This is a genomic window from Streptomyces hebeiensis, from assembly GCF_052983195.1.
The window spans coordinates 400,752-421,565 of record NZ_CM129812.1 but is presented as its reverse complement, the minus strand read 5'-3'; the positions used below and the strand labels follow the sequence as shown (position 1 = coordinate 421,565).

20 protein-coding genes are annotated in these 20,814 nt (G+C 73.0%); 13 read left to right on the top strand and 7 right to left on the bottom strand.

Annotation, left to right across the window (positions count from 1 at the left end):
* Positions 1–679 precede the first annotated feature (679 nt).
* Entirely contained in the window at positions 680–1,483 is an 804-nt protein-coding gene (locus ACU6P3_RS01755) for an oxygenase MpaB family protein (protein WP_447195588.1), read from the top strand.
* Positions 1,484–1,708: 225 nt separating this feature from the next.
* On the opposite strand, the gene ACU6P3_RS01750 is transcribed toward ACU6P3_RS01755, so the two are convergent.
* The 3 genes from ACU6P3_RS01750 to ACU6P3_RS01740 form a co-directional block, all read right to left on the bottom strand.
* The gene (locus tag ACU6P3_RS01750) at positions 1,709–2,422 is read right to left on the bottom strand and encodes a hypothetical protein (RefSeq protein ID WP_447195587.1); all 714 of its coding nucleotides are present in this window, start codon (positions 2,420–2,422) and stop codon (positions 1,709–1,711) included.
* Positions 2,423–2,522: 100 nt separating this feature from the next.
* Positions 2,523–3,326, bottom strand: coding sequence for an SAM-dependent methyltransferase (locus ACU6P3_RS01745; RefSeq protein ID WP_447195586.1), 804 nt, complete (start codon positions 3,324–3,326; stop codon positions 2,523–2,525).
* Positions 3,327–3,450: 124 nt separating this feature from the next.
* Positions 3,451–4,872: an amino acid permease gene (locus ACU6P3_RS01740; protein ID WP_447195585.1), complete on the bottom strand. Its 1,422-nt coding sequence runs from the start codon at positions 4,870–4,872 to the stop codon at positions 3,451–3,453.
* A gap of 601 nt (positions 4,873–5,473) precedes the next feature.
* On the opposite strand from ACU6P3_RS01740, the gene ACU6P3_RS01735 reads away from it, so the two are divergent.
* Genes ACU6P3_RS01735 through ACU6P3_RS01725 form a run of 3 tightly spaced genes read left to right on the top strand, consistent with a single transcriptional unit; the run spans position 5,474 to position 7,808 of the window.
* The gene (locus ACU6P3_RS01735) at positions 5,474–6,154 is read left to right on the top strand and encodes an ABC transporter permease (protein WP_447195584.1); all 681 of its coding nucleotides are present in this window, start codon (positions 5,474–5,476) and stop codon (positions 6,152–6,154) included.
* On the top strand, positions 6,151–6,852 hold the full coding sequence (locus tag ACU6P3_RS01730) for an ABC transporter permease (protein ID WP_447195583.1): 702 nt from the start codon (positions 6,151–6,153) through the stop codon (positions 6,850–6,852). Before ACU6P3_RS01735 ends, ACU6P3_RS01730 begins: the two co-directional genes overlap by 4 nt.
* Entirely contained in the window at positions 6,852–7,808 is a 957-nt protein-coding gene (locus ACU6P3_RS01725; protein WP_447195582.1) for an ABC transporter substrate-binding protein, read from the top strand. The genes ACU6P3_RS01730 and ACU6P3_RS01725 overlap by 1 nt, the downstream gene beginning before the upstream one ends.
* A gap of 299 nt (positions 7,809–8,107) precedes the next feature.
* On the opposite strand, the gene ACU6P3_RS01720 is transcribed toward ACU6P3_RS01725, so the two are convergent.
* Both ACU6P3_RS01720 and ACU6P3_RS01715 read right to left on the bottom strand, forming a co-directional pair.
* Positions 8,108–9,079: an acetylxylan esterase gene (locus ACU6P3_RS01720; protein ID WP_447195581.1), complete on the bottom strand. Its 972-nt coding sequence runs from the start codon at positions 9,077–9,079 to the stop codon at positions 8,108–8,110.
* A 232-nt stretch (positions 9,080–9,311) separates the two neighbouring features.
* Complete coding sequence (locus ACU6P3_RS01715; protein WP_447195580.1) at positions 9,312–10,475, bottom strand: ABC transporter ATP-binding protein; 1,164 nt, start codon at positions 10,473–10,475, stop codon at positions 9,312–9,314.
* A 174-nt stretch (positions 10,476–10,649) separates the two neighbouring features.
* Between ACU6P3_RS01715 and ACU6P3_RS01710 the strand changes: the two genes are divergently transcribed.
* From ACU6P3_RS01710 to ACU6P3_RS01680, 7 genes are all read left to right on the top strand, one after another.
* Positions 10,650–11,948, top strand: coding sequence for an alpha/beta fold hydrolase (locus ACU6P3_RS01710; protein ID WP_447195579.1), 1,299 nt, complete (start codon positions 10,650–10,652; stop codon positions 11,946–11,948).
* A 212-nt stretch (positions 11,949–12,160) separates the two neighbouring features.
* The gene (locus tag ACU6P3_RS01705; protein ID WP_447195578.1) at positions 12,161–12,499 is read left to right on the top strand and encodes a DUF5133 domain-containing protein; all 339 of its coding nucleotides are present in this window, start codon (positions 12,161–12,163) and stop codon (positions 12,497–12,499) included.
* Positions 12,500–12,609: 110 nt separating this feature from the next.
* Positions 12,610–13,578, top strand: coding sequence for an NADPH:quinone oxidoreductase family protein (locus tag ACU6P3_RS01700; protein WP_447195577.1), 969 nt, complete (start codon positions 12,610–12,612; stop codon positions 13,576–13,578).
* Entirely contained in the window at positions 13,575–14,768 is a 1,194-nt protein-coding gene (locus ACU6P3_RS01695; RefSeq protein ID WP_447195576.1) for an acyl-CoA dehydrogenase family protein, read from the top strand. The genes ACU6P3_RS01700 and ACU6P3_RS01695 overlap by 4 nt, the downstream gene beginning before the upstream one ends.
* A complete protein-coding gene (locus tag ACU6P3_RS01690) occupies positions 14,765–15,886 on the top strand; it encodes an acyl-CoA dehydrogenase family protein (RefSeq protein WP_447195575.1) in 1,122 nt (373 codons plus the stop codon). The genes ACU6P3_RS01695 and ACU6P3_RS01690 overlap by 4 nt, the downstream gene beginning before the upstream one ends.
* Positions 15,887–16,174: 288 nt before the next feature.
* Positions 16,175–17,038, top strand: coding sequence for a phosphatidylinositol-specific phospholipase C/glycerophosphodiester phosphodiesterase family protein (locus tag ACU6P3_RS01685; protein WP_447195574.1), 864 nt, complete (start codon positions 16,175–16,177; stop codon positions 17,036–17,038).
* Positions 17,039–17,157: 119 nt separating this feature from the next.
* Positions 17,158–17,352 (top strand): hypothetical protein, encoded by a 195-nt coding sequence (locus ACU6P3_RS01680; RefSeq protein WP_447195573.1) that lies wholly within the window; start codon positions 17,158–17,160, stop codon positions 17,350–17,352.
* On the opposite strand, the gene ACU6P3_RS01675 is transcribed toward ACU6P3_RS01680, so the two are convergent.
* On the bottom strand, positions 17,342–17,740 hold the full coding sequence (locus ACU6P3_RS01675) for a DUF779 domain-containing protein (RefSeq protein WP_447195572.1): 399 nt from the start codon (positions 17,738–17,740) through the stop codon (positions 17,342–17,344). The genes ACU6P3_RS01680 and ACU6P3_RS01675 overlap by 11 nt on opposite strands.
* A gap of 242 nt (positions 17,741–17,982) precedes the next feature.
* Here ACU6P3_RS01675 and ACU6P3_RS01670 point away from each other — a divergent pair, with 242 nt between their 5' ends.
* Complete coding sequence (locus ACU6P3_RS01670) at positions 17,983–19,536, top strand: radical SAM protein (RefSeq protein WP_447195571.1); 1,554 nt, start codon at positions 17,983–17,985, stop codon at positions 19,534–19,536.
* A 230-nt stretch (positions 19,537–19,766) separates the two neighbouring features.
* On the top strand, positions 19,767–20,276 hold the full coding sequence (locus ACU6P3_RS01665; protein WP_447195570.1) for an RICIN domain-containing protein: 510 nt from the start codon (positions 19,767–19,769) through the stop codon (positions 20,274–20,276).
* A gap of 65 nt (positions 20,277–20,341) precedes the next feature.
* On the opposite strand, the gene ACU6P3_RS01660 is transcribed toward ACU6P3_RS01665, so the two are convergent.
* On the bottom strand, positions 20,342–20,737 hold the full coding sequence (locus ACU6P3_RS01660) for a DUF2267 domain-containing protein (protein ID WP_344274981.1): 396 nt from the start codon (positions 20,735–20,737) through the stop codon (positions 20,342–20,344).
* Between the last annotated feature and the right edge of the window lie 77 nt (positions 20,738–20,814).

Sequence of the window (20,814 nt, the reverse complement as noted above, 5' to 3'; positions counted from 1 at the left end):
AGCACACGAGGACACCGTCCTCCAGCGGCAGCCACCGGCCCTCCTCGACACGCGGCGCGCCGCCCCACCGGCGGATCGGGCTCTCCGGAGAGCCGCACGCGCCACCCCTGCGGGCCGACCTCCTCGACCCGCGGCAGCGACAGCGGCTCGCCCCGGCTCAAGGAGGCCGTGTCGGCGAACTCGACCAGGTCGCCCACGTTCAGGTCCGGCTTGTCGTCGCTGCCGAGGGAACGTCAACTCCTGCCGGACGCCGTCGAGTTCGTACCCGGCGAAGGTCACCGAGCCATGCGGCCGCCGAGAGCGCGCCGCCATCCGCGCCGTCGGGGCGTGCGCCGTGACCCGGGCGTCGAACGCGGCGCGGACCTGGTCCTGCGGCGGGCCGGCCGACTCGTGGCGCCTGCCGCGAGTCTGTTCTCGAGTCAGGGAAGGGTCAAGGTGTCAATCTGGTCATTGAGTGAACACTTGTTTCGAGGTGCCGGGGGAAAGGCGTTCGGTATGGACGTCGACGAATGTGCTGCCCGGGGGCGGGACGCGGGCGAAGACCGGGGTTCCCCGAGTGACCGGAGTGCCCCGAGGGCCGCGTCCGACGCTCCGGCCCCACGGATATGCTGGTGGTCGCCGCCGTCCGGTGACGGCTCGTCGGCGGCCGGCAGCCGTAGGGGAGAGGACCGTCGAGCGCATGAGGACCGACGAGGACGAGCGCCGGGCACACGCCGTCTACCGGCACATGGCACTGGTCGACTTCGCCGACGACCTCCGGCTCGGACTGAACCTGGGCTTCTACCGCACCTTCGCCGTACCGTCCATCGCCGCCGTACTGACGGGCACCGGCAAGATGGTCTCCCGGCCCCGGGTGCGGGCCAAGGCCACCGGCGAGCTGATGTACACCCTGATCGAGCACGGCCTGGACACACCGCGGGGCCGCGCCGCGATCGACGCGCTGAACCGGCTGCACGCGCGGCTCCCGGTGGGTCAGGAGGAGTTCGTCTACGTCCTCGCGGCGTTCTGCGTCGCCCCACTGCGGTGGATCGACGGGCACAGTTGGCGCCGCACCACCGAGGAGGAGAAGGACGCGGCCCACCGTTTCTACGCCGGACTGGCCGAACGGATGGAACTGACGGGGGTGCCCGGTTCGTACGCGGACTTCGCCCGGTGGATGGACGACTACGAAGAACGCGTCTTCGCCCGCACCGAGGACGGACAGCGGCTGTACGGCGCGACACAGGCACTGCTGACCGACCGGTTCCCCGGCGCGCTGGCACCCGTGGTGCGGATGGCCTCGAACGCACTGCTGGACGACCGGCTGCGCGCGGCCTTCGCCGCCCGGCGGCCCGCCTGGCCGGTACGGGGCCTCGTCGGCATGGGCCTGGCCCTGCGCCGGGCCGGGCTGCGGCGCGCGGCACGCGCGACGGCCCACCGGAGGCCGACGGTTGATCCGGCGGCTCCTTCCTCCACGGACAAGGCCGCCTCGGACAGGGCCTGATGGCCGTCGGCCCGGCACACCGAAGCGGAGAGGTGTGCCGGGCCCACGTGTGCCGGACCGGCGGGTCGCCACCAGGGCCACCGACGGCGTCACGCGCGTGGTCCGGGCCGTGGCGCAGGGCCCGGGAACCGGCGCGGACGTTCGGGCAAGGGCCTGTGGGCTCCGCCCTGCGAAGCCCCGCCACGCGAACCGGTTCGACGCCGAATCGCCTGACGGGGCCCCGTCCTACGAGATCTCGTCCTTCCGGTCGCTCTTCCGGCCGGCGCTCGGCGCGCCGTCCTGATTCGCGTCCTGATCGGCTGACTGGTCGTCGCCCCGCCCGTCGTTCCGTTCGCCGCCCTCGCGGTCGTCCTCCCGGTCATCCTCGAAGTAGGCGTCGAGAACCGCGTCCAGGTCCGCCGTCCATTCCTTGAGCAGACGCCTGGCCGGTGCCTCGACATCGACCTCGTACCACCGGCGGGGCCCGGTGTAGACCGTGACGGCGAACCTGCGCCCGAATCTGGGGGTGTCGACCTCGACCGCGCCGATCTCGTCCCAGCCGAACTCGGCCTCCTCGCCGTCCAGCCGGAAGGTGACGCCGGTCCGGTCCGCGATGATCGCGGCGCGCCGGTCGGAGACCTCGAAGGCGGGCCCGGTGCCCTCCTCCGTGGCGGATTCCTCGCCGCGGGACCCCTTCCCGTCCGGCTCGGGCCCCCCGGGCTCCTGGCCGGGGCCGTCCGCGCCGTCGGACCGCTCCTCGGCGCCGGGATCCCGCTCGTCGGGCTCTTCCCGCTGAGCCTCGGGTGTGTCGCTGTCGTCGGGCCGCCGCTCGGCCACCTCCTGTTCGGGGTCCGGTTCCGGCACCGCGGCGGGGCGCGGTGCGGTGAGGCCGGGGATGTACGCGGGATCGGTCCCGGCGCTGTGCAGGGGCGGGGTGATAGGACCTATGCTCTGCTCCACGACAGGCAGTATGGCCGATGAAGCTGTGCCGTCGCCGCCGGGTGGGTACGGCGAACGGGACGCGGCGGGCGGTGCGCGGCGGGTGGCGCGCGTCCGCCGCTCAGTTCTTACGGGCCACGCCCACGTACAACGGCACTTTCTCGTCACCGCTCTTGACGGAGCCGGGCTCCGGGTGCCACAGCGGACCGACCGTGACGCCCGGTTCGAGCAGTTCCAGGCCGTCGAAGAAGCGCAGGAACTCCTCGCGCGAGCGCACCTGCGCCGGGGTTCCGGCGTTGCGGTAGATATCCACGATGCGGGCCCAGGTCTCCGGTTCGAAGTCCCCGGTGACATGGGAGAGCACGACGTAGCTGCCGGGGGCCATGGGCGTGAGGAGTTCGTTGACGATCCCGATGGGGTCGTACTCGTCGGAGACGAAGTGCAACAGGGCCACCAGGGACAGCGCGACGGGCTGCTCGAAGTCGAAGAACTCCCGGGCGGCGGCCAGGATCTTCGCGGGCTCGCGGACATCGGCCTCGACGTACTCGATACGGCCTTCGGGCGTGCCCCGCAGCAGAGCCTCGGCGTGCCGCAGGACGATCGGGTCGTAATCCGTGTACAGGACCCGTGCGGCGGGCGCGACCCGCTGCACGGTCTGATGGAGGTTGGGCTCGGTCGGGATGCCGGTGCCTATGTCGAGGAACTGCCGCACCCCCAGGCCGGCCAGCCTGCGGGCCGCCCGGTGCATGAACGCCCGGTTGAGCCAGGCGCCTTCCTTGATGCCCGGGTAGAGGGACACGACCTGTTCCGCCGCCTCCCGGTCGACCAGGTAGCTGTCCTTGCCGCCCAGGTAGTAGTCGTACATCCGGGCCGGGTGCGGCCTGCTGGTGTCGATCCGGTTCGAACCGCTTCCGTCGCTCGCCATGTCAGACCTCCAGCTGGTGTTTCCCGTGCCGACGCGGGCGGCACCGGGCTCAGCGTCCGGCCGCGCGTCATCTGGCGACAAGTATGCGGTACGGCGTGTGAGGCCGCCGATTCGGCCCCGCCGCCTACGAGTTGACCGGGCCCCGCCGCGCGCGCAGCTCCCGGAGTCCGGCCACCGCAAGCACGAGTGCCGACGCGCCGAGGGACCACAGCAGCTGCGGGCGTGCCGTGTCGTCGGTCAGCATCAGGACGAAGACGACGGCCATCGCGGCGAGAGTGAGCCAGGTCAGTCCCGGGAAGAGCCACATCCGGAGGACCAGCCGCTCCGGGGCCTCGCGTTCGATCCGCCGCCTCAGACGCAGCTGGGAGACCGCGATCAGGGCCCACACGAACAGCAGCACCGCCCCCACCGCGTTGAGCATGTAGAGGAAGACCGAGTCCGGCCACTTCAGGTTGAGCAGGACGGAGACGAAGCCGAAGGCCACGGACGCGAGGACCGCCTGCCGGGGCACCCCGCTCCCGCTCACCTTCAGCAGGAACGCCGGCGCCTCGCCGCGCTCGGCCAGCGAGAAGATCATGCGGGAAGATCCGTAGAGGTTGGCGTTCAGCGCCGACAGCAGCGCCACGAACACCACGATGTTCATGATCTGCCCCGCGGAGGGGACACCGATCCTGTCGAGGACGGTGACGTACGGGCTCAGCCCCGCCTTCTGCGCCGTCCACGGCAGGGCGGTCACGATCACCAGCATCGAGCCGACGTAGAAGAACAGGATCCGCAGGACCGAGCTGCGCACCGCCCGGGCCACCGAGCGCACCGGGTCGTCGGACTCGGCCGCCGCGATCGTGACGACCTCCAGTCCTCCGAAGGCGAAGACCACGGCGAGGACGCCGGAGACGACGCCCTGCCAGCCGCCGGGCAGGAAGCCGCCGTGATCCGTGAGGTTGGCGAGGCCGACCGGTTCGGTGTCGGGCAGCACCCCGAAGATCGCGAGCAGCCCGAGGGCCAGGAACGCGACGATCGCGAACACCTTCAGTGCGGCGAACCAGAACTCGAACTCGCCGAAGTTCCGCACGGCCGCCAGGTTCGACCCGGTGAACAGCACCATGAAGCCCAGCACCCACGCCCACTGCGGAACGGCCGGGACCCAGCCATTGGCGATCTGCGCCGCGCCCGTCGCCTCCACGGCGAGTACGACGACCAGCAGGAACCAGTACAGCCACCCCACGCTGAACCCGGCCCACCGGCCGAGCGCCCGCTCCGCGTGCACCGAGAACGACCCCGACGCCGGCATCGCGGCCGACATCTCGCCCAGCATGCGCATCACGCACATCGCGATCACGCCCGCGATCAGATACGAGACGACGATCCCCGGCCCGGCCAGCGCGATCCCGGCCCCGGACCCGACGAAGAGCCCGGCCCCGATGACACCGCCGAGTCCGAGCATGGTCAGATGGCGCTGTTTGAGCCCGGCGGCCAGCGGCTCCTCGGTCGTCCCCCTTCCAGGCGCGGCCTTGGCTGATGTGTCGGACGGAATCTGGTCATGCATGAGGGGTCAGGCTGCTTTCCTGGGTCGCGAGGTGTGGATGAACGCCTCAGTGTCCCCGGGGGCTGCCCTGCCGGGCAAGACGGCCCTGTCCTGCGGCGTCGGGGCCCCCTGGGGCCGTGGCAGCCCGGCCCGAGGCCCATGGGGCCGCTGCCGGGCCCGGCCGGTCGAGTAGGCCACCGGCCGGGTGGGCCCGGGGCCGATGGCCTTGGGAACGGCCGCTCCCGGCCGGAGCTCATCCGGCCCGGTGTCCGAGCCCGCCCGCCTACGGTCCGAGCCTGCCCGGCTCCGGTCAGGTTCCCCGCCCTGGTCCCGGTTTGCCCGCTCCCGCCCCGGATCACCGGCCCCGGACCGCCCGGCCCCGGTCCGGCGAGCTTGGGGGAGGTGGCCCCCGGCAGTGGCCCCGCACGGTTGGTCCCCGGCCCGGTCGGCCCTGCCTCGGCCCCGGCGCACACGCCCCCCGGGGCATGCTGTCCCGGGGCCGCCCCGGGACCGCACGGCACCGCGTTCCGTCATCGCCCCGGGCGCCCCGCCCGCCCCCGCACCGCCCCCGTACGGGCCAGTACGGCGCGCGGCGGCCCGGGAACGCGGCTGCAATGGACGGGTGACCGCGCCCCCGGACGACTGCCTCGCGCGCAACGAGTGGATCTGTGGCGCCTATCTCACAAGCCGCCGCGGCATCCTCCGCGACGCCGTGCTCCAGCACCTCCAGCTCACCTCGGCGGCTCTCGCCCTCGCCGTCCTCATCGCCCTGCCCCTCGCCCTGGCCGCTCGCCGCTGGAGGGGACTGGCCGGGCCCGTGCTGGGGCTCACGACCGTCCTCTACACCGTCCCCTCGCTCGCCATGTTCTCGCTGCTGCTGCCGGTGTACGGGCTGTCCGCCTCGCTCGTGGTCGCCGGGCTGGTCCTCTACTCCCTGACCCTCCTCGTACGCAATCTCCTGGCCGGACTGCGCTCCGTGCCCGAGGAGATCCGGCAGGCCGCGCGGGGCATGGGCTACGGCCACCTCCGGCTGCTGCTCGCCGTGGAACTGCCGCTCGCGCTGCCCGCCGCCATGGCGGGGCTGCGGATCGCGGCGGTCTCCGCGGTCTCCCTCGTCACCCTGGGGGCGATCGTCGGCTACGGCGGACTCGGGAACCTCATCTACGCCGGCATGAACACCTTCTTCAAGGCACAGGTGCTCACCGCCACCGTGCTCTGCGTCCTCCTCGCCGTCGTCGCCGACCTGCTGCTGCTCGCGCTCCAGCGGCTGCTCACGCCCTGGGCGCGGGGCACGCCGCCGTGACCGTGCTCGGCGCGGCCTGGTCCTGGCTGACCACCGCCGCGCACTGGGCGGGCGAGGACGGCATCGGGCACCGGCTCATCGAGCACCTCTACCTCACCGCCGTCTGCCTCGCCCTCAGCTGCGCCCTCGCGCTGCCCGTGGCGCTCGTCCTCGGCCATCTCGGCAGGGGAGGCGCGCTGGCGGTGACCGTGTCGGGCGCCGGCCGGGCCGTCCCCACGTTCGCCGTGCTCGTCCTGTTGCTGCTCACCCCCCTCGGCGGGTACGGCCAGTGGCCCACGGTCGTCGCGCTGGTGCTGTTCGCGATCCCGCCGGTGCTCGCCAACGCGTACGCCGGGATACGAGGTGTCGACCGCGAGGTCGTCCAGGCCGCCCGCGGGCTGGGTATGACGGCACGTCAGCTCGTGGTCCGGGTCGAGGTGCCGCTCGCCCTGCCGCTGATCCTCACCGGCGTACGGATCGCAGCCGTCCAGCTGGTGGCCACCGCGACCATCGCGGCCCTGGTCGGGGGCGGCGGCCTCGGCCGGATCATCACCGCGGGATTCCGTCTCGCCGACACCGCGCAGGTGGTCGCCGGGGCTGTGCTCGTCGCGCTGTTCGCGCTGCTGGTGGAGGGCGTCTTCGAGGCTGCGCGGGGACTCGCCCCGCACCGGGCCGGTCCGGGCCCGGCCGGCCGGAGGGCCGGGGGAGGACCGGGGTGATGAGGAGGCCACCGCGGGTCCGTACCGTCGTCGCGTGCCTGCTGCTCGCCTGCGCCGCCTGTGCCACGGGCCCGTCCCTGGAGAACCGGGGCGAGATCACCGGGTCACCCGGCGACAGCGGACATCTGACGATCGGCTCGGCCGGATTCACCGAGAGCGATGTCCTCGCCCAGCTGTACGCACTCCTGCTGAACCGGGCCGGTTACCACACCCGCCTGCTGTCCGTCACCAACCGGGAGATCTACGAGCCGGCCCTGGAGAGCGGCCGGATCGACGTCGTGCCCGAGTACGCGGCGACCTTCGCCGACTGGCTGAACGCCAGGACCCACGGCCCCGACGCCGCACCCGTCGGCTCGCCGGACCTGGCCACCACGATGCGGGCCCTGCGCGCGCTGGCCGCCCCGCGCGGACTGACCGTCCTCCCGCCGGGCCGGGCGGTCGACCAGAACGCCTTCGCCGTCGCCGCCTCGTACGCGCGCGAGCACCGGCTCAGGACGCTCGGCGACCTCGGCCGCTCGGGGCTGCCGGTACGGCTGGCCGCGGGCGACGAATGCGTACGGCGGCCCTACTGCGCGCCCGGCCTGCGAAAGGCGTACGGCATCCATGTCACCGCGATCGATCCGAAGGGCGTGGGCACCACCCCGGCCAAGAAGGCCGTGCGGGACGGTCAGGACCAGATGGTCCTGACCACCACCACGGACGCGACGCTCGACCAGTTCGGCCTCGTGCTCCTCGCGGACGACCGGCATCTGCAGAACGCCGACCACATCGTGCCCGTCGTCAACCGGGCCCGCGCCGGGAGCGCGGGCGTCACCGGGGCGCTGGAGCGGCTCAACACCGTACTGACGACCCGGGACCTGGCCCGGATGAACGAGGAGGTGGACGGGTGGCGGCGGCTGCCCGAGGACGTCGCCAGGGGCTATCTGGAGGCCAAGAGGCTGATCCCGTCCGGCTGATTCCGCCCGGCTGAGCGCTTCGGCGGGCGCTCGTACGAGGCGGGGGAGAAAACCCGTGGTGACCGGCCCCGCGGCCGGCCCCGGACGGACGGCGGCGGGGCCGGGGTGTGGGGGTGTCGCGCCGTGAGCGGCCGTCAGGTCCCGTGACGGCGCACAGCCGGGCGTCCCCGGGGCGGGCATGCCTTCCCGGAGACGGCGCTCCGTGGTAGCAAGCGCTTTCCCTGCCGGAAACCTAGAGTTGGTCCGGCCCTCCGGTCAAGTGCCGTGCACGGCCGCGCCGGCGATCCGCCCCGGAGGGATCAGGCGGCCAACCGCCCCGGCAGCCACTCCAGTTGGGCGGCTTGCTGGAACGGCCCGCCGCCCTCGTGGTCGTTGAAGTCGTACACCTCGATCGACTTGTCCTGGTGCGGGTAGGCGTTGAAGGCCCCGAAAACCGTGGAGGGCGGGCAGGTCAGGTCCTCCAGAGCCGTCGAGAACAGCGCCGGAGCCAGGCCGCGCGCCGCGAAGTGCACGCCGTCGAAGTAGCTCAGCGTGCGCAGGGCGGTCTCCGTTCTGCCCCGGTAGGTCTTGAGGTAGTTGCCGATCTCCCGGTAGGGGGGACGGTCCGTGATCGTGGTCGCCCGTGGGAAGTCGCACAGGAACGGCACGTCCGGGGCTATGGCCGCCAGGTCCGGCACCAGACCGCCCACCGCGAGGGTGATACCACCGCCCTGACTGGTGCCCAGCGCGGCCGTGCGCGAGGCGTCCACGAGCGGGTGGGAGCGGGCGGCCTCCACGGCACGCACGGCGTCGGTGAACAGCCGCCGGTAGTAGTAGGCGTGCGGATCCTCGATGCCCCGGGTCATGAAGCCGGGGAAGGACGACGCGCTGCCCACCGGGTCGGGGGTGTCCCCGCCGTTCCAGCCCGCGCCCTGGCCGCGCGTGTCCATCACGAAGTGCGCGAATCCGGCCGAGGCCCAGAGCAGGTGCGTGTGCGGCAGGCCGCGGCCGCCGCCGTAGCCGAGGAACTCGACGACCACCGGCAGCGGTTCCCGGGTGCCGGCGGGCAGGACGAACCAGCCCTTGACGGGGTGCCCGTCGAATCCGGCGAACGTCACGTCGAACAACTCGACCGTCCGCAGCGTCGTGGGCACGCGCTCGAACCGGGCACCGAGGTCGTGTCCGCGCGCCTCGGCGAGCGTCTTTTCCCAGAACTGGTCGAAGTCCTCCGGTTCCACGGATCGGCTCCGGTACGCGCGGAGTTCGTCGACGGGCAGGTCGAACTGGGCCATGCGGGACCACCTCGGTCGGAAGAAGAGCGGATCGCCGGAAAACACGGGGCGGATGTCACCGTACGACCGCCCGGCGGGGTCGCAGAAGACCGTGGTGGGCCCGCGGGGGGCGAGGGAGGGGGCACGAGGAAACGGGACCCGGCCGCCGCGCCGGGTCCCGCTGGACTACGCGTGCCCCCGACCGGCGGCCGCAATCCGCGGACCCGGCGGGGCGGGACGTTCGCATCACGCCCTACGCGTCCGACACCGAGTCGAAGTCGACCTCGTCGCGCCCGACGCCCCGGGCGTCCGCGTCGACCGAGCGGCGCAGTGCCTCGTGCAGCTTCGCCGGCGTCAGCACCCCGAGGAAGCGCGCCCCGTCGAGCACCGCCACCCATCCCGCGTCCTGCTGGAGCATCTCGCCGAACGCCTGCTTCAGCGGCGACCCGAGCGGCACCCACGCGTCCATCCGCCGGGCGAGACCCCCCACCGGCCCCCGCTCGCCCGCCTCTGCCAGCGCGTCCGCCGAGACCCACCCGTGCAGTTCGCCGCTGTCGCTGAGCACCACCGCCCAGCGGGCCCCCTCCGCGCGCATCCGCGCCGCCGCCTCCCGCGCGGGCTCGCCGGTCCTGGCGACCGGCGGTTCCTCCAGGTCGACCGGTTCCACCGCGGTGACCGAGAGCCGCTTCAGGCCCCGGTCCGCCCCCACGAACCGGGCGACGTACGGCGTGGCGGGCGCGCCGAGCACCACCGCCGGCGTGTCGTACTGCTCGATGCGTCCCTCCCCGTACACGGCGATACGGTCACCCATCCGTACCGCTTCCTCGATGTCGTGCGTCACCAGCAGCACGGTCTTGCGCACCGTCGCCTGGAGCCGCAGGAACTCGTTCTGCAGCCGCTCACGCACCACCGGGTCCACCGCGCCGAACGGCTCGTCCATCAACAGCACCGGCGGATCGGCGGCCAGGGCGCGCGCCACCCCCACCCGCTGGCGCTGCCCGCCGGACAGCTGCGCCGGGTACCGCGGCCCGTACACCGCCGGATCGAGCCCCACGAGGTCGAGCAGTTCGGCGGCGCGGGCCCGGGCCCTGGCGCGCTTCCAGCCGATGAGGGCGGGCACGGTCGCCGTGTTGTCCAGTACCGTCCGGTGGGGGAACAGCCCGCCCTGCTGGACGACATAGCCGATACCGCGGCGCAGCAGGACGGGATCGGCCCCCCGGACGTCGCGGCCCGCGACGAGGACGCGCCCGGCGGTGGGCTCGAGCAGCCGGTTCACCATCATCATCGTGGTCGTCTTGCCGCAGCCGGACGGGCCCACCAGCGTCACCAGCTCGCCCTCGGCCACCTCGAACGACAGGTCCCGCACGGCCGTCGTCCCGTCCGGGTAGACCTTGCCGACCTGCTCGAACCGGATCATGGCCTCACGCTAGGAGCGGCCCCGGTGCCGCGCACACGGGTGGGACCGTCCGAGTCACGCGTCCGGCGGCCGGGCGCCGTACGGACAGGGCGGGGTGCCGCCGACCCGCCGCCGTGTGCTGAACTGTCCGGGTGCCGGCGCCCCCCACCGGGGCGGACCAGAACAGGAGCAGCATTGACCAGCTACCGTCAGCCCGGCGTCGTCCTCACCGACCACTACTTCGAGGTGCCGCTGGACCACGACGACCCGACCGGCGAGCACATCGAGTTGTACGCGCGCGAGGTCGTCGCCAGTGCCAAGGCGGACGCCCGGCTGCCCTGGCTGGTGTACCTGGAGGGCGGGCCCGGCTTCGGCGCCCGCCGCTTCATCGGCCGGCAGGCCTGGCTGGGCCGCGCGTTGCAGGAGTTCCGCGTGCTGCTGCTCGACCAGCGCGGCACCGGCCTGTCCACCCCGGCGGACCGGCAGACCCTCCCGCACCGCGGTGGCCCACGCGAACAGGCCGACTACCTCGCGCACTTCCGCGCCGACTCGATCGTGCGCGACTGCGAGAGCATCCGCCCCCGGCTGACCGGCGGGGCACCCTGGACCGTGCTCGGCCAGAGCTTCGGCGGCTTCTGCGCCACCCGCTACCTCTCCACCGCGCCCGAGGGCCTGGAGACCGTGCTGATCACCGGCGGGCTTCCCTCGCTGGACGCCACGGCCGACGAGGTCTACCGCGCCGCCTATCCGCGCATAGCGCGCAAGGTGGAGGCCCACTACGCGCGCTACCCGCAGGACATCGCGCGGGCCCGGCGGATCGCCGAGCACCTGACGGACCACCGCACCGTGCTGGCCGGCGGATACGTCCTCACGCCCGAGGCGTTCCAGTCCCTGGGGATCATGCTCGGCGGCGGTGACGGCAGCCACCAGTTGCACTACCTGCTGGAGAACGCCTTCGTACGGACCCCGGGCGGCCCCGCGCTCTCGGACGCCTTCCAGGAGGGCGTGGCGGCGGCGCTGTCGTACGCGGGCCATCCGCTGTACGCCGTGCTCCACGAGGCGATCTACGCCCAGGACGAGCACCCCACCCAGTGGGCCGCCGAGCGGATCCGCGGCGAGTTCGCCCGGTTCGACGCGGCCAAGACGCTGGCCGGCGAGGCACCGCTGTACTTCACCGGCGAGAGCGTCCACCCCTGGCACTTCGAGACCGACCCGGCCCTGCGCCCGCTGCGCGAGACCGCGGACCTGCTGGCCGCTCGAACCGACTGGGCACCGCTGTACGACGCGGCCCGCCTCGCCGCCAACGAGGTGCCGGTCGCGGCGGCCGTCTACCACGACGACATGTATGTCGACACCGAGCACTCCCTGCGCACCGCGCGGGCGATCCGGGGACTGCGCACCTGGGTGACGGACGAGTTCGAGCACGACGGGGTGCGGGCGGGCGGCCCGCGCGTCCTGGACCGGCTGCTGGCCCTGGCCAGGGGAGAGGACTGACGTCCGCGGACCGTACGCGTACGGCCGCCCCCGGCGTGCGGATGCGGCGACGGGGGAGCGGAGCGACAATGACGGGTGGGGGACTGGCGTCACGCTGTCCGCGACGGCTCGCCGCCCACGGCGCCCCACCGGTCCCCGGACACGCCGTCCTCGCCCACCCGGGCCCGTGAGACCCGGGTGAGCGAGCGGAGACGAGTCGGGAAGTGGTGCACATGCTGCTACCGGACAGAAACCTGGTCGCCGATCTGCTGGGCCGCTACCGGTCCTGGGAGCGATTGGTGCTCGCCGACCCGCTGGACGAGCCCACGCGCAGACGGTTTGAGGACGTGGCGTACACCCTCTGTGTGCTGATGGGGCAGCGCACGGCGCGTGAGGCGATCTGGCAGGCCGAGACCTATCTGCGCCGCACCGGGCCGGAGCCGGCCACGTCGGAGCGGACCGCTCCCGAGTCCCCCGCGCCCGAGCCGATCGCGCCCGAGTCGAACGCACCCGCTTCGGCCGCCTCACGAGGGCCGGAGCCGGTGGCCCCGGGCGTACGGGACGAGCGGTAGGGACACGGGCGACCACAGGGGCGGAGGGGTGGGCAGAGCTGTTCCCCGCGGGGCAAGCGACCGCTTAGTATCCACACCGGTACCGATCGACGTGGTGTGGAGGCCCCCAGATGCAGGCATGGCGAGTGCACCGGAACGGCGAACCGGGCGAGGTGATGCGGCTCGAGGACGTGGAGCGGCCTGCGCCCGCCGAGGGACAGGTCCGGCTGCTGGTCAGGGCCGCGAACGTCAACTTCCCCGACGCCCTGCTCTGCCGGGGCCAGTACCAGGTCAGGCCGCCGCTGCCGTTCACACCGGGCGTGGAGGTCTGCGGTGAGACGGCGGACGGCCGCAGGGTCGTGGCCACCTGCGCGCTCCCGCACGGCGGCCTGTCCGAGTACGCCCTCGCCGACGCGGCGGCCGTGCTGCCGGCCCCCGACGCGCTCGACGACACCGAGGCGGCGGCCCTGCACATCGGCTACCAGACCGGCTGGTTCGCCCTGCACCGGCGGGCCCGCATTCAGCCCGGCGAGACGCTGCTCGTGCACGCGGCGGCCGGCGGCGTCGGCAGCGCCGCCGTGCAACTCGGCAAGGCCGCCGGGGCACGGGTCATCGGTGTCGTCGGCGGCCAGAACAAGGCCCGTACCGCCTACGAACTGGGCTGTGACGTGGTGATCGACCGGCGCAGCGACGACATCCCCGCCGCCGTCAGGGAAGCCACCGGCGGCCGGGGCGCGGACGTCGTCTACGACCCGGTCGGCGGCGACGCCTACGCCAAGTCCGCCAAGTGCGTCGCCTTCGAGGGCCGCATCGTGGTCGTGGGCTTCGCGAGCGGCACGATCCCCGCCCCCGCCCTCAACCACGCGCTCATGAAGAACTACGCGATCCTGGGCCTGCACTGGGGCCTGTACGCCACCCGGCGCCCGGCGGACGTGGCGCGCTGCCACGAGGAACTCACCGCGCTCGCGGCCCGGGGCGCGGTCAAGCCGCTCATCAGCGAACGCGTCCCGATGAAGGGCGCGGCCGACGCCGTGCAGCGCGTGGCCGACGGCACCACCACCGGACGCGTGGTGGTCCTGCCCGGGGCCGATACCCGATGACCGCGCTCGACGGCGCCGGGCTGCGCTCCCGCGTCCGCCGGCTGCTCGCGGACCATCCGCCGGCCACGACGGACCGCGACGACTTCCTCAAGGCCCGCTTCGACGCCGGTCTGGCCTGGGTGCACTACCCCCCGGGACTCGGCGGACTGGACGCGCCGCGCTCCCTCCAGGCCGTCGTGGACGCCGAACTCGCCGCCGCGGGCGCGCCCGACAACGACCCGCGCCGGATCGGGATCGGCCTCGGCATGGCGGCGCCGACCATCCTGCGCTTCGGCACGCCGGAGCAGAAGGAGCGCTTCCTGCGGCCCCTGTGGACCGGCGAGGAGGTGTGGTGCCAGCTGTTCAGCGAGCCGGGGGCCGGCTCCGACCTCGCCGCGCTCGCCACCCGCGCCGTCCGCGACGAGTCCTCCGGCGACTGGATCGTGAACGGACAGAAGGTGTGGACCTCCAGCGCGCATCTCGCCCGCTGGGCCATCCTCATCGCCCGTACCGACCCCGACGTGCCCAAGCACCGGGGCATCAGCTACTTCCTGTGCGACATGACCGATCCGGGCGTGGAGGTACGGCCGCTGCGCCAGATCACCGGCGAGGCCGAGTTCAACGAGGTCTTCCTCACCGACGTCCGCATCCCCGACGCACACCGTCTCGGGGAGACCGGCGAGGGCTGGAAGATCGCGCGAACCACGCTGATGAACGAGCGCGTCTCCATCGGTGGCGCCCGGCTGCCGCGCGAGGGCGGCATGATCGGCCCGGTCGCCCGCGCCTGGCGGGAGCGGCCCGAACTGCGCACGCGCGACCTGCACGGGCGGCTGCTCACGCTCTGGGTGGAGGCCGAGGTCACCCGGCTCACCGGGGAGCGGCTGCGCCAGCAGCTCGCCCAGGGCCAGCCCGGCCCCGAAGGCAGCGGGATCAAGCTCGCCTTCGCCCGGCTCAACCAGGAGATCAGCGGCCTGGAGGTGGAACTCCTCGGCGAGGAGGGCCTGTTGTACTCCGACTGGACCCTGCGCAGGCCGGAGCTGGTCGACTTCACCGGACGCGACGCCGGCTACCGATATCTGCGCGCGAAGGGCAATTCCATCGAGGGCGGAACGAGCGAGGTACTGCTCAACATCGTCGCGGAACGCGTCCTCGGGCTGCCCGCCGAGCCCCGCACCGACAAGGACGTCGCATGGAAGGACCTGGCCCGATGAGCGCGCGCCCACCCGCGGACGCCTCGCCCGACCTGCTCTACTCCGACACCGAGGACGATCTGCGCGCGGCGGTACGGTCCTTGCTCACCGACCGCGCCGACGTGTCCGCGGCGCTCGCCCGCGCCGAGTCCGGCGACCCCTACGACGCCGGGCTGTGGACCTCGCTCGCCGCCGGCATCGGCGCGGCGGGGCTGCTCGTTCCGCAAGAGCTCGGTGGCCAGGGGGCGAGTCACCGCGAGGCCGCGGTCGTCCTGGAGGAGCTGGGGCGTGGCGTCACGGCCGCGCCGTACCTGACCAGTTCCGTGGTGGCGACCGAGACGCTGCTGGGCTGCGACCCGGGGAACGCGGCGCACACGGACATCGCGGGCCTGCTCACGGCGCTCGCCACCGGCCACCGGGTCGCCGTGCTCGCCCTGCCACTCACCACGGCTCCGGACGCGAAGCTGCCGGTGGGCGGCTCCGGCGTGACCGGGGTGGCCGACGCCGTACGCGCCGACGTGCTGCTGGTTCCGAGGGAGGACGGGCTCTACGCGGTCGAGACCGCGTCGCCCGGGGTCACCGTGGACCCGCTGACGCCGCTCGACCTGACCCGCCCGCTCGCCGACGTCACCGTCGAGGAGCCGGCGGGCCTGCGGATCGCCGCACCACCCGTGGCGGAGGCCGCCGTACGGCGCGGACTGCTGGCCGGCGCCGGACTGCTCGCCTCCGAACAGCTCGGCCTGGCCGAGTGGTGCCTGGAGGAGGCGGTCCGGCACACCCGCGCGCGCCACCAGTTCAACCGCCCCGTCGGCTCCTTCCAGGCGCTCAAGCACCGGATGGCACAGCTCTGGCTGGAGGTGGTCTCCGCCCGGGCCGCAGCCCGCAACGCCGCCGACGCCCTCGCCACCGGCAGCCCGGAGGCACCGCTCGCGGTGGCTCTCGCCCAGGCGTACTGCGGCCGGGTCGCGGTGCACGCGGCCGAGGAATGCGTGCAGTTGCTCGGAGGCATCGGGATGACCTGGGAGCATCCGGCTCACCTGGCGCTCAAACGTGCCAAGTCGGATGAACTGGCGATCGGTTCCCCGGGCCGCCACAAGGAAACCCTGTCCGCCCTGGTGGGCCTGCCGGGCCCCGAGTGACGAGGCCGGCGCGTCCGCCGGTGGGGTCGACCAGGTCGGCGACGGCGCGCGTCCCGGCCTGGTCGTGCTCGACGAGCCCCTGCGACGGGACGAGCATGGAGACGCGGTCCGGCCGGCGGTGACCGGCGTCGCGGCCCCGTGGGTGCCCGCACGACGCGGCTCACCGTCCCGCATGTCTGAACCATGAACGTCACCTCGGCGAACTCTGCGCGCAGGCCTGCCGATCCGGCCCCGAGACGGCCCATACTCACCGGGACCGTGCCCTCTCGCGCCCCTCCCGGAGGCATCATGGCCCTCACCACCCGCCGCCGCGCCGTCGGTACTCTCGCCGCCGCGCTCGCCGGTGCCGTCGCCGTCCCCTCGTACGCCCGGGCGGACTCGCCCCGGCCGCGGCCCCGGGCCGTCCGGCCGCTGCGCCAGGCGCACGCCCACAACGACTACCTCCACCCACGGCCGCTCCACGACGCGCTCTCCCACGGTTTCACGAGCGTCGAGGCCGACATCTTCCTCGTCGACGGCGAGCTGCTGGTCGCCCACGAAGCCACCGAACTCGACCCGGCCCGTACCCTGCGCGCCCTCTACCTCGACCCGCTGAGTGCCCTGGTACACGCGGGGCACGGCTCCGTGTTCCCCGGCCACCACCGCCCCCTGCAACTGCTGATCGACCTCAAGACCGACGGCGCCACCACCTACGCCGAGCTGCACCGCCAACTGACCCGCTATCGCGCGATGCTGAGCAGCTGTGTGCGCGGCACGGTGCGGCTCGGCGCGGTCACGCCCGTCATCTCCGGTGACCGCGCGGCCCGGGAGCCGATGGAGGCACAGCGCGTACGTCACGCCTTCTACGACGGCCGGCTCGACGACCTCGGCTCCCCGGCCCCCGCCTCCTTCGCGCCGCTCATCAGCGCCAACTGGACCCAGACCTTCGGCTGGCTGGGCACCGGCGCGTTTCCCGCCGCCGAACGCGCGGAGCTGCGCCGTATCACCACCGCCGCCCACGCGCACGGACAGCGCGTCCGCTTCTGGGGCACCCCCGACACGCCGGGACCCGCCCGGGACGCCCTCTGGAACGAGCTCCTCGCCGCCGGTGTCGACCACATCAACACCGACGACCTCGCCGGTCTCGCACACTTCCTGCGCGCCCGCGGATAGCGGCCCCCGCGCCACAACCACCCGTACGGCGGACGCGCCAGTCGGCCGTACGGACCTCCTCCTCCGCCACACTGGCCGCCGGACGCCGCCCGTCCGGTGCGGCGGCGGAGGAGGTTGGCATGGCCGTTTCCATTTCAGTGTTGCTGCTTCTCGTGGTCCTCTCGGTGGTCTTCCTGCGCAGCGGAGGACTGAAGATCTCGCACGCGCTGGTCTGCGTACTGCTCGGTTTCTTCCTCGCGAGCACGAGCGTCGCGCCGACCATCGCCGACGGGATCGCCGTCACCGCCGGTGTGGTGAGCAGCATCAACCCCTGACGCCAGGCGGGACCGGCCGGTCGGCCGCGCCGTTCCCGACCATCCGCGACCGGATCAGGAAGCGCACCCCCTCCGGGGCCTCCAGCGAGAATCCGCTGCCGCGGCCCGCCACCACGTCCACGACGAGCCGGGTGTGGCGCCAGAGCTCGTACTGGCTCGCGGACATCCAGAAGGGGACGGGCTCGGCGAGGCCCTCCACGGCCAGCGACTCCAGCAGCACGTCGGAGCCGCCCGTGCGGAACTCGCCCGCCGGGAAACACATGGGGGCACTGCCGTCACAGCAGCCGCCCGACTGGTGGAACATCAGTGGTCCGTGGGCCGCCCGCAGCCGCCGGATCAGCTCGGCGGCCGCGGGGGTCAGCTCCACGGGCGGAACGTGCGGGTCCACGGTGAGACTCCCCTCGCTCGGTACGTTCCTTTGTACCGCGGCCACCCTCGTCCGTGCCCCGGGCGCGCGCACCGGACGTGTGCCGGGCGCCGCTCCGGGCGGCCGTTGACCGAAACACGCCTGTACGGATCCGGCCGTCGGCACGGACCATCGATTCATTGCTCTTCCGGCACCCCGGGCGATCGCGACGGCGTGGCGCTGCGCAACGTACCGAAGCACCGGCCTACCCTCGGAAGGCGGACATGGCCCCTTCGCGCACGAGCATCCTCCTGACCACCGCGGCCCGCGACGGCGACAGCCGGGTGCCGACCGGCCGCACCCTGATGATCCACCCGCCGTACGTGCACGACAACTACCTCGCCCGGGACGTGCCCTTCACCCCGGACCGGCTGCCGTTCCTGCCCGTCGCCCCGCTGTACGCCGCCGAACTGATGGAGCGCCACGGGCTGGCCGAACCGGATCTCTTCGACTGCCAGTTGCACGATCTGCGCGAGGCCGACGGCCTGGAGGAGTACGACTCCTTCGGCATCGCCGCCATGGGGGCCCAGAACATCGCACCGGCCGCGCACGTCCACCGCTACCTCACCACCGACCGCCGGCTGCCGGCCGACCGGGTGTACGTCGGCGGGCAGGGGGTGGAACGGCTCTCCCGGGAGGAGTTCGCGCGGATCTTCCCCGGCGCCCACAAGGCGGACCGGCACTGGCTGTCCGCGCTGCCCGGGGGCATGGACATCGATCTGGGCGGGCAGCTGGCCAAGCTCACCGAGTCCGACCTGCGCACCTACCTGGCGCACGAGATGACCCTGCCGTTCAGCCAGGGTTGCATGTTCGGGTGCAGTTTCTGCGGGGCGCAGACCCGCAAGCGCGAGACGTTCTTCAACGTCCGGGCGCATCTCGACGCCGCCTGCCGCCTCGCGACGCGCTTCGAGTTCCCCACACTGAACCTGTACTGCACCTCACTGGACTTCTTCCAGCAGGCCCTGCCGGGCGGTGACCTCGGGCTGCTCACCGCGCGACTGGAATCCGTCGTCGAGACCCGCGAGCGGTACCCGGACATCGACATCACCCTGCACGCGCTCACCCGTGCCGACTCCTACAACGCGGCGATGCGCTCGGAGGAGGTGCGCGACCTGGTACTCCGCGCGGGCTTCAACCGCTTCGGCTTCGGCGCCGACGGCGCGGCATCCGTCGAGGTGCTGCGCGCGATGCGCAAACACGCCGACACCCTGCGCTCGGACCTGATCACCGCGTTCGAGCACATGGAGGAGAACGGCCTGGTCCCGGAGATCCTCTACGTGTTCGGAGTCCCGGAGGAGACCGCCGGGACGCTCGCGGAGACGCGCGCCCTGTGCGGCCTGCTGCTGGAGACCTTTCCCTCCTCCGAGTACCGGGGCTTCCCCGCGAAGAACGAGATCCCCGGCAACGCCAACTGGAACCGGGCGGGCTGGAAGGGATCGGCCGCCCACAACCTGCTGCTGGACGAGCCGGACCACTTCCTGAACCTCGGCTTCGAGACCCTCGCCAACGAGATCTCCCACCCGGACCCGACGACCCGGCAGCTGGTGAACCACTACGCCGTCGACATGAGCCGGCACGCGCACGATCTCGGCCGGGTCCGCAGCTATCTGACGCTCCCCGTCGCCACCCCCGGAGCGTCGATCATGGATGAGCGCACGCTGGACGGATTCCGTGAGATCGCCGCCCACTACGCCCCGGACCTGGCCGCCGATCTGAGCGCGGACAACCTCGCGGAACGGCGCGCCGCCCTCAACTCCGCGATACCGAAGGACTATTAGGGTCCTGCCCGCGAACGGCAGGAGCGGCCGCCGGCAACCGCGGGGCCGCGAAATCACCTATGAGGCGTATCCCGGGCAGGATCGGTGGAGCTTCTGGTGCGGGCGCGATGTCATACGTGCATCCACCGCGTCCCGGTGGCACGCCGTGCTCGCGCACTTCGCCGTGCACCCCCCACCGGCCCCGCGGGGCCGGTGGGGCAGTGGGCGCCCTGCATCAAGGAGTTACGTACATGCCTTCCCGTGCGACCGTTCTCGCCTTCGCGGCGGCCATGAGCCTGTTCGGCGCCGCCGACGCGCTTCCCTCCTCCGCAGCCGCCATCGAATATCACACGTACCACAATCTGGCCACGGGGAAGTGTCTGGACATCCGTGGTGCCTCCCAGTCCGAGGGGGCCGTCGTCCAGCAGTTCACCTGCAACAGCAAGGACCACCAGGAGTTCACCCAGCTCGCGGCGGCGGGCGGCGGCTTCACCCTCGTCGCCCGCGTCGGCAAGAAATGTGTGGCCGTGCAGGACGCGTCGACCGCCGATGGCGCGGGCGTGCGGATGCACACCTGCTCCGGTGCGGCCGGCCAGCGGTGGACGGCGACCCCGGTCGCCACGGGGGCGTACCAGATCCAGAACGTGCACAGCGGCAAGTGCCTGCAGGACGCGGGCATGCCCTCCGGCAGCAGGCGCGAGGTCCAGCAGGCGACATGCAGCGGCGCTCCGGCGCAGGTGTGGCAGAAGATGCTCCGTTAGCGTCCTCCGGGTGGCCCGGTCCGCGGGCCGGGCCCGAGCAGCCGGTCCGTGCGACCGCGCGCGACTCAGCCGCTTCCGGCGTGGCCGAAGAGGAGGTCGTACCCGGCGGGCAGCTGGAGCAGGATCCGGCTCAGCAGGTCCTCACCCGCCGCGTCGGCCGCCACGCTGAGCACCGCGCCGACGTCCCAGGTCGCGGTCTGCTCAGTGGCCCCCTCGATCCAGGCCGCCGTGGCCCGTACGAACCGCTCGGGCGTGAGCGGCTCGGCCGCGGGCAGGGGGTTGAGCAGTATCAGGGAGAGGGTTTCCGGCAGGCGCGCGGCCAGTTCGGCACGTACCTCGCCGACCAGATGCGCACCGAGCAGGGCGAGCACGACACGGGCCGCGCGCTCCGCCTCCTGCGGGCTGCCGTACTCACCGCGCTCCTGGATCTTCTCCAGAAACGCCTCCCATCGCATGGTCATCTCGGCGGTCTCCTTTCTGCCCCCGCAGGAAAAGGATGACCACGGGAAGGCGCCGCAAGCACGCGTGTCCGGAAGAG

Coding starts and splice junctions, on each gene's coding strand:
- ACU6P3_RS01725 (WP_447195582.1), top strand. CDS start 6,852: ATGAGGAGGCCACCGCGGGTCCGTACCGTCGTCGCGTGCCTGCTGCTC.
- ACU6P3_RS01720 (WP_447195581.1), bottom strand. CDS start 9,079: ATGGCCCAGTTCGACCTGCCCGTCGACGAACTCCGCGCGTACCGGAGC.
- ACU6P3_RS01660 (WP_344274981.1), bottom strand. CDS start 20,737: ATGACCATGCGATGGGAGGCGTTTCTGGAGAAGATCCAGGAGCGCGGT.
- ACU6P3_RS01680 (WP_447195573.1), top strand. CDS start 17,158: ATGGCCGTTTCCATTTCAGTGTTGCTGCTTCTCGTGGTCCTCTCGGTG.
- ACU6P3_RS01670 (WP_447195571.1), top strand. CDS start 17,983: ATGGCCCCTTCGCGCACGAGCATCCTCCTGACCACCGCGGCCCGCGAC.
- ACU6P3_RS01685 (WP_447195574.1), top strand. CDS start 16,175: ATGGCCCTCACCACCCGCCGCCGCGCCGTCGGTACTCTCGCCGCCGCG.
- ACU6P3_RS01695 (WP_447195576.1), top strand. CDS start 13,575: ATGACCGCGCTCGACGGCGCCGGGCTGCGCTCCCGCGTCCGCCGGCTG.
- ACU6P3_RS01700 (WP_447195577.1), top strand. CDS start 12,610: ATGCAGGCATGGCGAGTGCACCGGAACGGCGAACCGGGCGAGGTGATG.
- ACU6P3_RS01705 (WP_447195578.1), top strand. CDS start 12,161: ATGCTGCTACCGGACAGAAACCTGGTCGCCGATCTGCTGGGCCGCTAC.
- ACU6P3_RS01745 (WP_447195586.1), bottom strand. CDS start 3,326: ATGGCGAGCGACGGAAGCGGTTCGAACCGGATCGACACCAGCAGGCCG.
- ACU6P3_RS01715 (WP_447195580.1), bottom strand. CDS start 10,475: ATGATCCGGTTCGAGCAGGTCGGCAAGGTCTACCCGGACGGGACGACG.
- ACU6P3_RS01665 (WP_447195570.1), top strand. CDS start 19,767: ATGCCTTCCCGTGCGACCGTTCTCGCCTTCGCGGCGGCCATGAGCCTG.
- ACU6P3_RS01755 (WP_447195588.1), top strand. CDS start 680: ATGAGGACCGACGAGGACGAGCGCCGGGCACACGCCGTCTACCGGCAC.
- ACU6P3_RS01690 (WP_447195575.1), top strand. CDS start 14,765: ATGAGCGCGCGCCCACCCGCGGACGCCTCGCCCGACCTGCTCTACTCC.
- ACU6P3_RS01740 (WP_447195585.1), bottom strand. CDS start 4,872: ATGCATGACCAGATTCCGTCCGACACATCAGCCAAGGCCGCGCCTGGA.